The 14,395-nt window shown below is 63.0% G+C and carries 12 protein-coding genes; 8 read left to right on the forward strand and 4 right to left on the reverse strand.

The genetic code is table 11. From position 1 onward, the window contains the following. The first annotated feature begins 219 nt into the window (after positions 1-219). The 5 genes from CO670_RS03435 (at position 220) to CO670_RS03455 (ending at position 7,623) form a co-directional block, all read left to right on the forward strand. Positions 220-909, forward strand: a complete 690-nt coding sequence (locus tag CO670_RS03435) for a DNA-3-methyladenine glycosylase I (protein ID WP_097589006.1) — start codon at positions 220-222, stop codon at positions 907-909. A gap of 94 nt (positions 910-1,003) precedes the next feature. Then, on the forward strand, positions 1,004-1,369 hold the full coding sequence (locus CO670_RS03440) for a VOC family protein (RefSeq protein WP_097588969.1): 366 nt from the start codon (positions 1,004-1,006) through the stop codon (positions 1,367-1,369). 330 nt (positions 1,370-1,699) lie between these two features. Further along, the gene (locus CO670_RS03445) at positions 1,700-5,485 is read left to right on the forward strand and encodes a peptidoglycan-binding protein (protein WP_097588970.1); all 3,786 of its coding nucleotides are present in this window, start codon (positions 1,700-1,702) and stop codon (positions 5,483-5,485) included. A gap of 414 nt (positions 5,486-5,899) precedes the next feature. Further along, positions 5,900-6,823: a sulfite exporter TauE/SafE family protein gene (locus CO670_RS03450; RefSeq protein WP_097588971.1), complete on the forward strand. Its 924-nt coding sequence runs from the start codon at positions 5,900-5,902 to the stop codon at positions 6,821-6,823. Beyond that, positions 6,823-7,623: a TIGR02186 family protein gene (locus CO670_RS03455; RefSeq protein ID WP_097588972.1), complete on the forward strand. Its 801-nt coding sequence runs from the start codon at positions 6,823-6,825 to the stop codon at positions 7,621-7,623. The genes CO670_RS03450 and CO670_RS03455 overlap by 1 nt, the downstream gene beginning before the upstream one ends. 42 nt (positions 7,624-7,665) lie before the next feature. On the opposite strand, the gene CO670_RS03460 is transcribed toward CO670_RS03455, so the two are convergent. Beyond that, the gene (locus tag CO670_RS03460) at positions 7,666-7,953 is read right to left on the reverse strand and encodes a hypothetical protein (protein ID WP_097588973.1); all 288 of its coding nucleotides are present in this window, start codon (positions 7,951-7,953) and stop codon (positions 7,666-7,668) included. Between the two features lie 28 nt (positions 7,954-7,981). Continuing rightward, the gene (locus tag CO670_RS03465; RefSeq protein ID WP_097588974.1) at positions 7,982-8,563 is read right to left on the reverse strand and encodes a TetR family transcriptional regulator; all 582 of its coding nucleotides are present in this window, start codon (positions 8,561-8,563) and stop codon (positions 7,982-7,984) included. A 211-nt stretch (positions 8,564-8,774) separates the two neighbouring features. Here CO670_RS03465 and CO670_RS03470 point away from each other — a divergent pair, with 211 nt between their 5' ends. The 3 genes from CO670_RS03470 (at position 8,775) to CO670_RS03480 (ending at position 11,032) form a co-directional block, all read left to right on the forward strand. After that, positions 8,775-9,332, forward strand: a complete 558-nt coding sequence (locus CO670_RS03470) for a dihydrofolate reductase family protein (RefSeq protein ID WP_097588975.1) — start codon at positions 8,775-8,777, stop codon at positions 9,330-9,332. A gap of 105 nt (positions 9,333-9,437) precedes the next feature. Then, positions 9,438-10,394 carry an alpha/beta fold hydrolase gene (locus CO670_RS03475; protein WP_097588976.1) on the forward strand — a complete coding sequence of 319 codons (957 nt, stop codon included), beginning with the start codon at positions 9,438-9,440 and terminating at the stop codon, positions 10,392-10,394. Positions 10,395-10,450: 56 nt separating this feature from the next. Then, positions 10,451-11,032 (forward strand): transglycosylase SLT domain-containing protein, encoded by a 582-nt coding sequence (locus tag CO670_RS03480; RefSeq protein ID WP_088676753.1) that lies wholly within the window; start codon positions 10,451-10,453, stop codon positions 11,030-11,032. Between the two features lie 43 nt (positions 11,033-11,075). Here the strand turns inward: CO670_RS03480 and pdeM are convergent, their stop codons facing one another. Together pdeM and CO670_RS03490 are read right to left on the reverse strand one after the other, a co-directional pair. Continuing rightward, entirely contained in the window at positions 11,076-11,801 is a 726-nt protein-coding gene (gene pdeM / locus CO670_RS03485; RefSeq protein WP_097589007.1) for a ligase-associated DNA damage response endonuclease PdeM, read from the reverse strand. Between the two features lie 20 nt (positions 11,802-11,821). Continuing rightward, the gene (locus CO670_RS03490; RefSeq protein WP_097588977.1) at positions 11,822-14,347 is read right to left on the reverse strand and encodes a ligase-associated DNA damage response DEXH box helicase; all 2,526 of its coding nucleotides are present in this window, start codon (positions 14,345-14,347) and stop codon (positions 11,822-11,824) included. Positions 14,348-14,395 lie beyond the last annotated feature (48 nt).

Here is a 14,395-nt window from a genome sequence, read left to right on the forward strand (position 1 = left end):
CGCCGGCCTTGGGCACTGTCTTACAAAATATTGACGTTTGCGTAAACGTCAAATTCTGCACTTGGCCGCCTTTTGTGAAAAAAATCTCGAGAGCCTGAATCCGCGCATTAAAGCAGAGCGCAGGACGTCATCTCCCCTTCCTTGTCCATCGGGGAACGTCGTATAAGAACGGGCGCCCTTCATCAGGCAATGGCTGCAATGCTTCAGGAGACCGCCGGCATGATCAGTTTCGAGGCGATAAGGCAGCGTGCCGAGGAACGAAAAGGCGGGGCAGCCGCACTGCAGGCAATGCTCGAAAACCACCAGCCGCATCACGACCGGCTGCGCACCATATCAGACGACCGCATCCTTGCAGACATGACGCGGCGGATTTTTTACAGCGGCTTCGTCCATAAGATGATCGATGCGAAGTGGGCTGGTTTCGAGGCGGCCTTTTCCGGTTTCGATCCGGCAATGCTGAACATCGCGCCCGACGATTATTGGCACGACCTGACCTCGGACGAACGGATCATCCGCAACGGCGCCAAGATCATGTCGGTTCGGGCCAATGCCGCCTTTGTCAGGGAGCTGGCGAGGGAACATGGCAGCGCCGGCGCCTTTTTCGCCGATTGGCCGCGTGAAGACCAGATCGGCCTTCTCGATATGCTGAGCAAACGCGGCAGCCGGCTCGGCGGCATGACCGGGCAATATTTCCTGCGCGGCATCGGCCGCGACAGTTTCGTCGCCACGATGGATGTCCTCGCCTGCCTGAGATCCGCCGGCGTGCCGCTATCGGCCTCCGGCACGGCGAAGAAGGACCAGCAGTTGATCCAGCAGGCCTTCAATGAATGGGCCGAGGAAACCGGGCTTTCCTTCATTCATCTCTCCCGCATCAGCGCCTATTCGATCGATGCGGGCGAGCCGCACTGAAATTCCGGCGGCAGCGCAGGCCGGACAAAACAGCTTTCGCCGTGACCCTGAAAAGGCTAGCTTCATATTGTCGGAGCTGGCTGGGAGGAACCCGATGCCGCGACTGGATCACGTCACCATCGAAACACGCGATGCGCCTGTTATGATCGGCTTCCTGGAAACCTTGCTCGGCGTCAAGGAAGGCTATCGTCCGCCCTTCGCCTCACCTGGGCATTGGCTCTATCTCGACGGACGCCCGGTCATCCATCTCAGCCTGACATCGCGCAGCACCGATTTTCCGCCCGGCATCTTCAACCATGTCGCCTTCAGTCTTTACGAATTCGGGCCGGCGTTGGAGCGCATCAAGGCAAGCGGCTATCGCTACGAATATTACGATATTCCCGACACCGATCTCGGCCAGGTCTTCGTTTACGGCCCCGAAGGCGTGAAGATCGAGCTGCAATATCCGAGGCCGGCCTGAGCACTGGCCCGCCATCCGATTTGACGAATTCAACGGCAATTGCCGGTAAAAATGGCTTCTGCAGCGCAAACGTTAAAAAATTCTCATCGAGATTAACGGCTTGTTTACCACGTTTCGTGAAAGGTGCGGATTGAGCAGTAGTGATCCGCATTCCTTTTCCCAGTCTCGCGTTTCTAAAGGATGCCGCTACATCGTTCAGCTTGAGAAAAGTCTAATTGACTAACTTCTGATGAATGGTGCGCTCCGGTCCGCGTGAAGACGCTGGCCACAGACGGAAAAGCCACGGATCGAGCTCTGACGAGAGGTCGAGCAGTCGAAGCGAGCAAGAAGATGAACGGATCGCGATCAAATCCTTCCCGGCAGTCCGACAGGACCTCGCTCGATGCGCTGAACCGCACGATCGAAGGGCTGGAGGCGCGGATCGAAGGCCTGATGGGCAGCGGGCGCGACCAGCGGCCGCGCACGGCAACGCCCGAGCGCGACCCTTACGCGAACTCCTATGCGCCCCGCCCGGCGAGAGCGCCGATCGAGCAGCGGCCTGATCCGCTCGCCGAGATCCGCCAGCGCCAGCGCGCGCTCGAAGCCGGCCGCGAACGGCCCTATGCACGCGAACAAGCCACGCAGCTGCGCGAACCCGCGCCGCGCGCCGCCGCGCCGCAGCCTGCGCCCGCATTCCGGGCAGGCGATGACACGATGACGGAAATCGCCCAGGCGCTCGTCAACCTGCGCCAGGATCTGAAACGCGACATTTCCGAAGGCGTCACCCGCGAGATGAACGCGCTGCGCGCCGAGCTGCGCGAGATCAAGGACAATGCCGGGGACGGCCGTTTCGCCGACGACATCCGCGCCGACATGGGCCGCCTTGCCCAGAGCATCAGTCAGCTGACCGGCCGTTCGAGCGGCCCGGAGGCCGCCGGCCTGCGCGAAGACTTCGAAGAACTGCGCTCGCTGATGGACGGGCTGGCGCGCGAGGATTCGTTGCGCCACATGGAAAACCGCTGGGACGGCTTCGAAAGCCGGCTTGCCGCGCTCGACACCGAAGGGCTGCAGGAAGAGCTCGTTTCGCTCGCCTACCGGCTCGACGACATCAAGCGCCATATCGGCGGCATGGGCGAAAGCCCGGCGGTGCGGGCACTGGAAGACAAACTTATCGCCATCGCCACGGCGATGGAACAGTTCGGCAACATGATCCAGCCGCACGACCGGATCATGTCCGAGCAATTCGCCGCCATGGACATGCGTCTCGACGAGATCAGCCGGGCGATCGCGGCAAGCGGGCGCGCGGCCGCCGCCAATGATCCGGCCCTGATGCAGCGGCTGGAAAGCCGGCTCTCGGCGCTCGCAGACCAGATCGACCTGATGAGCCACGACGCGGCCAGCCGCGCGACGCCTGCCGACGAGCTGGCGCTGCGGCTGGAAGCGCTGACATCGCGCGTCGAGGAACTGACGAAGGCGGAAGCGACGTCGCGGCTCGACGAGCGGCTGGAACATCTTTCCTATCTGCTGGAGCGCACGCAGAAGGCCGCGCCGCAGGCCGACCTCACCGGCACGCTTTCCGATATTTCCCGCAAGATCGACGCGCTCGAGAACGGTGCCGTCAACGACGTACTGGCGCAGCGGCTCGACTACCTCGCCCGGCGTATCGACGAGATGGCGCATCAGCCGCCGGCTCCGGCCGCCGCGATCGAGGATGGCGCCTTCCGCCGTATCGAAGGACGGCTGAGCGACATCGCCGCCCGGCTGGAGGAGAGCACGGCAGCACCGGCGACAGATCCGCGGGCGCTGAAAAACCTCGAAGACCAGATCGCCAATCTTTCGGCCTTGATGAGCGAGCCGCGCGAAAGTGCTGCGATCCCCGCCGACCTCGACCGGCGCATGGGCGCGATCGAAGACTATATGGCAACGAGCGACGAATATATCATCGAGGCCGCCCGGCAGGCAGCGGAAGCCGTCGTCGAAGCCTATTCGCGCAACGGCGGCGCCCAGGGCGCCGTGCCCGCCGCCGACATGTCGGCGCTGACCGCACTCGCCGAGGATCTGCGCCACCTCGAGGATATCACCCGCGATAGCGAGGAGCGCACCCACAAGACCTTCAAGGCGCTGCACGAGACGCTGGTGCACATCGCCGACCGCCTCGACGGTATGGAAGAGCGCGGACGGCCGATCGCCCAGATGCCGGTCGCCGACGTCGATTTCGATGTCGACCCTTACGCGCTGATGGTGGACGAGGCCGAAGCGGCCCCCGCTCCTGCTCCGGCAGCTGGCGCGCCGGCAAAGGCTGCCTCTCCCGTCATCCGCACGGCCGAGATCGCAGTGGAACCTGCCGCACCGACGCAGGCTGCGGCCATGAACGGCGCGAGCGCGATCGCCATCGAAGCCGCGACCAGGCCGGCGGAGGCTGCGGCAGCGGCGCCAGGCAAGGCCGGCCTGCTCGCCAGCCTCGGCAAGCGGCTGCGCCCCGGCAAGAAGACCGAGACCAAGGCGAGCGACCGCGCGGTCATCGACCCGGCGCCGTCGATCGATCCCGCCGACGTGGTGCCGACGGACGCGGCAAACGAGCTGCTCGAGCCCGGCTCCGGCGCGCCTGACGTAAAGAAGATCCTCGAAAGGGTGCGCGCCAGCCAGAGTGCTGCGCGCGGCAAACCAGCCGGCGAAAACGATCGCGCCGATTACATCGCCGCCGCCCGCCGCGCGGCCCAGGCAGCCGCCATGGAGGTGGACGCCAATCCGAAGCAGGCGACTGTCAAGGCCGACAAGAAGGGCGCGAGTGCCGACAAGACAGGCAAGGCTGACAAAACCGGCAAGACCAGCGCTTTTTCGCGCTATCGCCGGCCGATCCTGCTGGCGGTCGGCGCGGTGCTGCTCGCCATCATGGCCTTCCCGCTTGCCCGTACGCTGACGAGCGGCGAGTCCGCACCGCAGCCGCCGGCGGAAGTCTCCGCACTGACGGGGGCGGCCGAAAGCCCCTCGCCCGTCCTGCCGGAAGCGACACCGGCGCAGCCGGACGCCGGCGTTGCCGACACCAACGCGCCGGTAGCGGAGGCGACGGCACCCGCAGCCGAACAGGCGCAAGCTGAGGCAGCTCCGCCGGTCGCCGGCGAGCATCTGACCGACACGGCGCCGCTCGACGGCGAAGGCGCGGCAACCCTTGCCGCACCGGACACGGCCGGTGCGACACAGGAGACCTCAGGCTTCGTTCCGAACGCGCCCGCTGCGGCAGCGCCTGCACCGCAGGCAGCGATCACCGTTCCCGACACGGTCCAGCCGAAGTCGCTGGCCGACGCAGCGCGCGGCGGCGATGCGCTGGCGCTGTTCGAGATCGGCGCGCGCTATTCGGACGGCCGCAACGGTGTGACCGTCGACCAGAAGCAGGCCGTAAGCTGGTATCAGCTTGCCGCCGACAAGGGCTTCGCGCCGGCACAGTACCGGCTCGGCAGCATGTATGAGAAGGGCAACGGCGTCGAACGCGACATCAACAAGGCGAAGGGTTTTTACGAGCAGGCGGCCAGCCAGGGCAACGCCAGCGCCATGCACAATCTCGCCGTTCTTTATGCCTCCGGTGCGCTCGGCCAGCAGGATTATGCGACGGCCGCCTCGTGGTTCACCAAGGCTGCCAACCTCGGCATCACCGACAGCCAGTTCAACCTGGCAATCCTCTGCGCAAGGGGCAACGGGGTGCCGGCGGATCTCGAAGAGTCCTACAAGTGGTTTGCGATCGCCGCCAAGGCAGGCGACAAGGATGCGGCGCAGAAACGCGACGAAGTGGCCAATGCCATGAAGCCCGATCAGCTCGAACGGGCGCGCGCCAAGGCCGATCTCTGGAAGCCGGAGCCGCTCGATCACCGCGCCAACGGCATCGACGTGCCGGACGAATGGGCCGGCAACGGCACAAAGACGGCGAGCGTCGACATGAAGAAGGCGATCCGCAACATTCAGGCGATCCTCAACAATAACGGCTTCGACGCCGGCGTTCCGGATGGCGAAATGGGCGCGAAAACCGTTGCTGCGATCAAGAGCTTCCAGAAATCGATCGGCCAGGAGCCGGACGGCAAGGTGACCGATGCGACGGTGAAGGCGCTGCTCGAACGCAACAAGCAGGGCACCAAGGCGATCTAAAGCACGTCGCGATCTTTCAGATTCGCTCGCCGCGCTTTAGGTCTGAGTTTTTACGCGTGTCGTTATCGCAAAACCGCGCACATTTTTGCGCGACACGCTTTAGAACGGTTCCCGCCGGGCTCGGAAATGACGATGTCTTGTTCTCGGGCGCAAACCGCACGGCTCTTTTGCCCAAATCGCGCTACAGAAAGCTTGAGTCATCAAGACATTTTTCCGCCGCCTGTCACGCAATCTGAAAAAAGCCGGATTATGCGGGACAGATCGGTCTACGCATCCGAATCCCCTGCCGGCGACCTCATCGCCATCAGGGGAGCGATCGAAAGCCTCTGGCAACGATTTCACAATATGATGCGCATTCGAACGGGGACGTGACAGAAGCCGCCCGCCAGGCGCGGCCATCATTCGGGGTCGGTTGTGACAATCTATCTGCCTATCGCAGAATTGTCGGTGAACATCTTCATCATTCTCGGCATGGGAGCGGCCGTCGGATTCCTGTCAGGAATGTTCGGTGTCGGCGGCGGCTTTCTCATCACGCCGCTGTTGATCTTCTACAACATTCCCCCCGTCGTCGCCGTCGCGACCGGCGCCAACCAGGTGGTGGCCTCGTCGATATCGGGCGCAATCACCCATTTCCGGCGCGGCACGCTCGACGTCAAGCTCGGCACGGTGCTTTTGATCGGCGGCCTCTCAGGCGCCACGGTCGGCATCTGGATCTTCTCGCTGCTGCGCTCCGTAGGCCAGCTCGATCTCATCATCTCGCTGATGTATGTCATCTTCCTCGGCACCGTTGGCGGGCTAATGCTGCTCGAAAGCATCAATGCCATGCGACGCGCAGCGCGCAACGAGCCGCCCGTCCCGCGCAAGCCAGGCCACCAGCACTGGGTGCACAAGCTGCCGCTGAAGGTACGCTTCAAGAAATCGAAGATCTTTCTCAGTGTCATTCCGATTGTCGCGCTCGGTTTCGCGATCGGCATCCTCACCTCGATCATGGGTGTCGGCGGCGGCTTCATCATGGTGCCGGCGATGATCTATCTCCTGCGCATCCCGACCAATGTGGTCGTCGGCACCTCGCTGTTCCAGATCATCTTCGTGACTGCCTATACGACGATCGTGCAGGCGGCGACGAACTATTCCGTCGATATCGTGCTCGCCTTCATTCTGATGGTGGCGGGCGTCATCGGGGCGCAATACGGCGTGCGCGTCGGCCAGAAGCTGCGCGGCGAGCAGCTGCGCGCGCTCCTCGGCCTGCTGGTGCTCGCCGTCGGCCTGCGCCTTGCGGTCGCCCTGGTGGTGACGCCGGCCGATGTCTATTCGGTGGTGATGGGAGCGGGCAACTGATGCGCCGGCTTGCCGCCATCCTCGCTTTTCTTTGCCTGCTGCCGGCGGCTGCCGGCGCGCAGTGGCTGCCCGGACAGGGCACGGAAGCGGTGCGCGAGGGGCTGGAAATCGGCACGTCGACCAGCGAAATTGCCATCACTTCGGACTTCCACGGCGCCGATCTGACGATCTTCGGCGCACTTTCGAACACCGACCAGCTGCTGCTCGCCATCGGCCAATATGATGTCGTCGTGGTGCTGGAAGGACCGCGCGAGGACGCGACGGTTCGCAAGAAGGAGCGTGTCTTCGGCATCTGGGTGAACAGGCGCTCGATGACCTTCGAAGCCGTGCCGCATTCCTATTCGATGTCGAGTTCGCGCGGCATTGACGACCTAACCACTCCGCTCGACATGACCGATCGCGGGATCGGCATCGATCACATTCCGTTGACTCCGGTCGGCTTCGTCGGAGACGGCAGCAATCTCGGCGAATTCCGCCAGGCCTTCCTGCGATTGCAGCAGGCAGGCGCGCTCTACGACCGCAACCCGAGCGGCGTGCGGTTCGTTTCCTCCAACCTGTTCAAGGCAAGCCTGCGCCTGCCGGCGAACATACCGAATGGCGTGCATACGGTGCGCGCCTATCTCTTCAAGAGCGGCAATTTCGTCACCGAGAAATCGCTGCCGCTGCGCGTCATTAAGACCGGCATCGAGCAGACGATCACCGATGCGGCGCACGAGCAGCCGATCCTCTACGGCTTTGCGGCGGTGCTGCTCGCCGTCATCACTGGCTGGAGCGCCAGCCTGATCTTCCGCAAGGACTGATCTGGACGACGCTGCGGCATTCCCGCCTTCGTTGAAATGGTCTCAGGGCTTCAAGAAGGAAAGACGCTCGTCGACGCGGGCCGGGGCGACCTCGGCGATGTCAGCGGTGACTATGCCTTCCGCTACAAAAGGATCTTCCCGGACCCGATTTTCGAGGTCGGCCCGCGAGGTGTTGTGAGCAAGGATCGCGCCACCTGCACTCGGTTGAAGACCGCCGACGAGCAGAAAGACGCCATCATCGAAACCACGTCTGATCCAGGCGTTGTGGCCTTCCATGAAGACAGGCGCCTTGGCCTTGCTGCCGGCGAATTTCAGGGAAACGAAAAACATTCAGGAACTCCTCAAGGACTATAGGCAATCAAAATTGGGAAGGCTGGGGCCGCTGTGCTGCCAACCAACCACGCATGTTTTCGACCTCACGATGAACGAAGGTTTCGTCGCGATAGGCAGCTGCCAGCGTCGCGACCCCCTGGCTCCGCATCAGAAGATGCATGGCAAGCGCGTCGGCATCAGCCTCGCACCCGAATGCGCAGAACTGCCGTGAGAGCCAATGGCGAAACAGGCTGAAAAGTTCGGCTGCTCGTTCCTTGCCGATGTGATCCAGTTTCGCGAGCTCGTTACACAGCGTGCCGACAGGACAGCCGTAAGCCATGATTTTCGCCTGGTTGACGATCAGAAGCTGGATGAAACTGAGTATGCGCTCTCCAGGGGTCTCGGCTTTGGCTTCCCAAGCCTCGAGCATTGATGTGGTCTTGGAGAGACGATGCGTGATCACCGCGTCGAGAAGCTCGTCTTTCGTTTTGAAGTGATAATAAAAGTTGCCTCGGGACAGCCCGACAGCCGCGGCAATATCCGCGAAGGACGTCGCTTCAAAACCCGTTTCGTAAAACAGCCTGTCGGCCGCTTCCACAATTTGCTGCCGTGTGGTCGCAGCAACCATGTCCGCCTCCCAATCTGAAATACGCGTTGGCACCACTCGTAGGACAATCGACCCACGCGAATTAGGACAATTGACCTAGACATGTCAAGGCGGCCCATTACCCTCTTTTCTCAGCATCGGAAAACCGCTTGCGTTTTGCTATCAGCAAAGATAAACAGGACTGGTTTTTAATTGAAACCAGTTTAGCTCGGCGGCGGAAAAGGGGAATGAAATGAGAAAGCTTGTCGTCTGGAACCTGATGACGCTCGACGGTTATTTCGAGGGCGCGAAGCCTTGGGATATCGATTTCCATAACCTCGCCTGGGGACCGGAGCTGCGAGATCTGGCCGAACAGTTCGAGGAGGAAGGCGATCTGCTGGTCTTCGGCCGCAAGACCTACGAGGGCATGGCCTCCTATTGGCCGACCGCCGAAGGCGAAGGCAAGATCAAGGCCTATATGAACGGCATCGTCAAAATCGCCGTATCGACGACGATGACTGAACCCGGCTGGAACAATGCCCGCATCGTCACCGATCCGATCCCCGAACTGACGAAGCTGAAGCAGGAAAGCGGCAAGACGATCTTCATCTTCGGAAGCGCCGAGCTTGCCGACACACTGCTGAAAGCGGGCCTCGTCGACGAAGTCAGGGTCTGCATCGTGCCTGTCATTCTCGGCGGCGGCAATCCGCTTTTCAAGCCGGCCGAGGCCCAGGTGCCGCTGAAACTCATCGAGTCCTCGACGACGCAAAGCGGCGCGGTGATCCTGCGCTACGAACCCGTCAAGGCATAGCGGGTTAGACTATGTGATGAACCGGCGGGCGCTTCCGCGGCCGCATTGGCCTTTGCCTCGCAAAATGCTGCCTCTATCATCGCCTCGCTGCAGAGGGAGTGAGCCATGGCAGAGGGCATAGACCTGCCGCTTGCGGAAGAGCGAAACATTCGGCCCACCGAAGGCGTGCCGGTCGACATCCGCTGCAGCGACGGTGTCGTGCTCGGCGGGCACCTCTGGGTTTCGGACGGCGCGAAGGCTTGCGGCGGCGTCATCATCAATCCGGCGACAGGCGTGCTCGCCCGTTATTATCACTATTACGCCCGCTTTCTCGCCGCTCATGGCTTCGATGTGCTGACCTATGACTACCGCGGCATCGGGCTGTCACGCCCCGCGCAACTGCGCGGCTGCGGTTATCGCTGGCGGGAATGGGGCGAGAAGGACTTCGACGCAGTGCTGCGCTTCATGGACGGCCGGGCAGATCAGCCGCTTTACGTCGTCGGCCATAGCATCGGCGGCTTCCTGCCCGGTCTGTCCAGACATGCCGGCCGGATCGACCGCATGCTGACGATGGGCGCTCAATATGCCTATTGGCGTGACTATGCGCCCGCACGCCGAATGCGGCTGCTCCTGAAGTGGCATCTCGCCATGCCGGTGCTGACGGCGCTGTTCGGCTATTTTCCCGGCAAGCGGCTCGGCTGGCTTGAGGATTTGCCGGCCGGCGTCGCCAATGAATGGAGCTTTCGGCGGGCCCGCATGGAAATGAGCCACCCGGCCGCGGAGCGGGAAAATGTGCTCGGGCGTTTCGCGGCCGTGATGGCGCCGATCCTTGCCGTCGCGATGTCGGACGATGAACTCGGCACGGTGCCTGCCATTCGCCGTACCCTCTCCTATTATCGCAATGCCGAGATCACCGAGGTGCTGCTGCAGCCGGCTGATTTCGGCTTCGACGCCATCGGTCATTTCGGCCTGTTCCATGCAAAGCATGCCGACGGCTTCTGGTCCGATACCGTCCGCTGGCTGCGCGACGGCATCCATCCCTGGCCGCAGAAGAAGCCTCGGGGAAAGACGGCATTCGACTAAAAACCGGTTCTTAACATTTACGAGTTAGTAATCTCTCGGAAACGAGAGGTTTGGTTATGCGTACTCGTATCGTTTTGACGGCCGTGGGCCTCGCGCTGCTTGTCGGCTGCGCGACCGCGCCGAAGCAAACGAGAAACATCTGCGCCGTCTTCGACCAGCGCGAAGGACTTTTCTCCAGCTGGCAGAGTGCGGCCGAGCGGACGGAGAAGAAATACGGCGTGCCCGTGCCGATCCTGATGGCGACGATGTACACCGAATCCGGCTTCCAGCCCTATGCGCGGCCGCCGCGCACCAAGCTGTTCGGCTTCATTCCCTGGACAAGACCTTCGACCGCCTACGGCTATTCGCAGGCGCTCGACGGGACATGGGATCACTACCAGTCGCAGACGAGAAACTGGAACGCGCGGAGGACGAATTTCGCCGACGCGATCGATTTCATCGGCTGGTATCACTATCAGAACAGCGCCGAGACGGGCATTCCGCTGAACGACGCCTATAATCTCTATCTTGCCTATTATTCCGGGCCGACGGGATATAAGCGCGGCGACTGGCGCTCGAACGGGCAATTGCAGCAGACGGCGCAGAAGTTCGCGCGGATGGCGGGGACATATCAGCAGCAGTTGCAGGGGTGTAACTAGCGATAATTGGGGCGTGCCACACGGCACGCTCCATTCGGGGTCCCTACCCCCGCAAATTCCCGTACCTGACCGAGTAAATCCGGTCCCGCCCCAGGAGATGGGCCACCAGCGACGATTTGTCGAACAGGCCTTTCATCGCCTGATGAGCGAGGTCCAGCCCGCCGCTCATGACGCCGAAGGCGGGCATCAGGAGGCGGGCGCCGTCGGTGGCGAAGCAGGGGCGGCGGACGGATCGCTCGCGCCGGCGTACGGTCGCCGCAGGATGCAGGTGGCCGGCGATTTCGCCGCTCTGCAAGCCATTTCTCGGCTCGTGGCGGAAGGTCAGGCCGGCATAATGCATCTCGTCGACGGAAGCGCCCGGCAGATCGACGACCCCGTCGGGATCGTGGTTGCCATTGACCCAGATCCATTCACGGCCCCGCGCCATCCCGACGATCAGTGCGCGAAACTTCTCCGGCAGATGCTCCGAACCGACGCGATCGTGAAAATTGTCGCCGAGCGAGACGACGAGTTTCGGATCATAGCGGGAGATGACGGCGGCCAGCACGGTCAGCGTCGCCAGCGTATCGTAAGGCGGCAGCATCATGCCGCGGCGGGCGAAGGCGGCCCCCTTTTCCAGATGCAGATCGGAGACGACGAGCAGCCCGGCATCCGGCAGATAGAGGGCGCCGAGCGGATCGCAGACGGCGGCAATGCCGTGGACCGACGTCTCGACGCCTGATGTCGCGGCCAGTCCCGATATGTCGCGCGCGAGCGCCAGGCGATTCATCACTGTCGTCGTTTCCATTATCAGGCCAAAGCTTCGGCGATCAGATCGTCGGCCGCTTCGGCAAGCAGCGCATCATGGGCTTCGCCCGGCACCGCCTCCCGTCCGATTTCCAGCATTACCGGCACGGCGAGCGGGGAAATATGGTCGAGGGCGCGATGGGTGATGTGCCCCTTGATTCGCATCAGCATATCGCCAAGACGGCTGATATCCAAAAGTCCGGTCGCCGCATCCTGGCGCGTCGCCTGCAGCAGGATGTGATCCGGCTCATGGCCGCGCAGCACGTCGTAGATCAGATCGGCCGACACGGTGATCTGGCGGCCGCTCTTTTCCTTGCCCGGATGGCGGCGCTCGATCAAGCCTGCAATCACGGCGCAATTGCGGAAGGTGCGCTTCAGCAGGAAGGATTCGTTGAGCCAGGCTTCGAGATCATCACCCAGCATGTCGGCGTCGAAGAGGTCGGAAAGGTTGAGCCGGCCGTTGGCGATCATCAGGCCCATATCCTCCAAGCCCCAGATAGCGAGAGAGTAATCGGTGGCAACGAAGCCGAGCGGCTTGGCACCCGCCCGGTCCAGCCGGCGCGTCAGCAGCATGCCGAGCGTCTGATGGGCGAGACGGCCCTCGAAGGGATAGGCGACCATATAACCGCGGCTGCCACGCGGAAAGGTTTCAATCAGGAACTCGTCGCGCTTCGGCAGCATCGACTTCTCCTTTTGCAGGGACAGCCAGTCGCGGACCTGATCGGGCAGATGGCGCCAGCGGTCGGGATCGGCAATCATCGCCCGCACCTGCTCGGCGAGATAGGTCGACAGCGGGAATTTGCCGCCGGCATAGGAGGGGATCTTCGGATCGAGCGAAAAGGCTTGCGAGGCCAGGCATTCATTTTCGCGGATGCCCTCGAAGCGCAGCACCTTGCCGGAGAAGATGAAGGTATCGCCCGGCGACAATTGTTCGAGGAAATATTCCTCGACCTTCCCCAGCGTGGCGCCGCCCCGGCCGATCCGGCCGCCCTCGCCGCGCTTGACCATGCGGATATTCAGCATCGGGCTTTCGACGATGGTGCCGAGGTTGAGGCGATATTGCTGGGCGACGGCGGGATTGGAGACCCGCCAGCGGCCTTCCTTGGTCTTGCGGATACGGGCGTAACGTTCGTAGGTCCTCAGCGCATAGCCGCCGGTCGCGACGAAATCGACGACGCGCTCGAAGGTCTCCCAGGTGAGATCGGCATAGGGCGAGGCGCTGGTGATCTCGTCATAGAGCTCCAGCATGTCGAAAGGTTCGGCGCAGGCCATGCCGAGCACGTGCTGGGCGAGCACGTCGAGCGCGCCGCGGCCGACAGGGGGCGTATCCTGCGCACCGATATAATTGGCGTCGAGCGCAGCCTGGCACTCCATGACCTCGAACCGGTTGGCCGGCACGAGGATCGCCTTCGAGGGCTCGTCCATGCGGTGATTGGCGCGGCCGATGCGCTGGGCAAGACGCGAGGCGCCCTTCGGTGCGCCGACATGGATGACCAGATCGACATCGCCCCAGTCGATGCCGAGATCGAGTGTCGAGGTGGCGACGACGGCACGCAGCCGGTTTTCGGCCATGGCCGCCTCGACCTTGCGGCGCTGGGCGACATCGAGCGAGCCGTGGTGGAGGGCGATCGGCAGATTGGCGTCATTGATCGTCCAGAGTTCCTGGAAGAGCATTTCGGCCTGGCTGCGGGTGTTGACGAAGAGCAGCGTCGTTTGGTGATCGAGGAGCTGCCTGTAGACATCGGGAATGGCATATTTGGCGGAATGGCCCGCCCAGGGGATGCGCTCCTCGGTGGACAGGATCGAGATATCGGGCTTGGCGCCGCCTTCGACGACGACGAGGCCGGCATGATGCTCTTTCCCCTCCTGCCCGCTGCCTTCATGTTGGGCGACCAGCCATTTCTGCAGATCCATCGGCTCGGCGACGGTCGCCGACAGGCCGATGGTCTTCAAGCCGGGGGCAAGGCCGCGCAAGCGGGCAAGGCCGAGCGACAGCATGTGGCCGCGCTTCGAGGTGACGAGTGAATGCAGTTCGTCGAGCACGACGTATTTCAGGTCCTTGAAGAAGCGCTCGGCCTCTCGGTTGGCCAGCAGCAGCGCGACCTGTTCCGGCGTCGTCAGCAGAATATCCGGCGGGTTGAGCTTCTGGCGCTGGCGCTTGGCGTTCGGCGTATCGCCGGTGCGGTTTTCGATGGTAACGGGCAGGCCCATTTCCGCCACCGGCTTCATCAGGTTGCGCTCGATGTCGATCGCCAGCGCCTTCAGCGGCGAAACATAGAGTGTGTGGATGCCGGTGAAGGCGGAGCCGGGCGGTATCCTGCCGCGGCGGGTGAGATCGGTAAGCGAGGGCAGGAAGCCAGCGAGTGTTTTGCCGGCGCCGGTCGGCGCAATCAGCAGCGTACTTTGACCGGCCTCGGCGCGGGCGAGCAGCTCCAGCTGATGGGCGCGCGGACGCCAGCCCTTTTCCGCAAACCAGCGGGCAAAGGCGGCAGGAAGCAGGGCGCGGGCTTCGGAATCGATCTGGTCCACGCCCTGAAGGTAGTGAAAAGCGGAAGAAAAAGAAGAGCGGCCGCCCGC

The sequence above is a fragment of the Rhizobium sp. J15 genome (assembly GCF_002531825.1).
Classification (GTDB): domain Bacteria; phylum Pseudomonadota; class Alphaproteobacteria; order Rhizobiales; family Rhizobiaceae; genus Rhizobium.